1 protein-coding gene is annotated in these 616 nt (G+C 61.4%); it reads right to left on the bottom strand.

All coding sequences use genetic code 11. The features are described 5' to 3' along the window. Positions 1–46: 46 nt before the first annotated feature. On the bottom strand, positions 47–616 hold a 570-nt coding region (locus tag ACDP63_RS25120; RefSeq protein WP_409928884.1), incomplete at its 5' end, for a Mu transposase domain-containing protein.

The raw sequence follows: 616 nt of genomic DNA, 5'->3' as shown, positions 1-616 counted from the left end.
TTCAGGGCCTTGAGGTGATGGGTGAGCAGGATTTCCGGGGCGTCGTTCATGCCGCGTCCTCTGCATCGCTCGACAGCAGCCGCATATAGGACCCGGGCCTGGTCTTATCGACTGTCGTCCGCGGCAGATAGGGATAGCAGTCCAGGTCCAGCCGGGGCGGACGGTGTTCAACACGGCAAAGCAGCAGGTGCTTTACGGCGTCAAAGCCGATCGCGCCCATCTGAAGCGCCTGCTTTACCGCGGCATGCAGGTCAGCCAGATCGAAGGTCTCGAGCAACCGCAGGACCTGGACGTATTCGCGTCGGCCATGCCGGTTCATGCGAGCTTCCATCAGCCGGCGCAACGTTGCGAACTCCTCGGGAAGCTCCCAACCTTGCAACGGCGCGGCCTGATCAAATGCGTTGAGCTTCTGCTCCAGCAGCGGCAGGTAGTGGATCGGGTTGAAGATGAGTTCATCGCGATCCCAGCACCGGGGATGGCGGGCAATGACTTCGCCCCGACAGCCAATCACCACGTCATGGACATAAGCCCGGATCCAGACATCCTGATGGGCAAAGGCGACCGGCACCGAGTAGTCATTGGTCTTGTAGCGCACGAGCGATTGCGACGAGACGCG

The organism is Paracoccus sp. P2 (genome assembly GCF_046335115.1).
In the GTDB taxonomy this organism is placed as follows: domain Bacteria; phylum Pseudomonadota; class Alphaproteobacteria; order Rhodobacterales; family Rhodobacteraceae; genus Paracoccus; species Paracoccus pantotrophus.
This window is presented reverse-complemented; position numbering and strand designations above follow the sequence as displayed.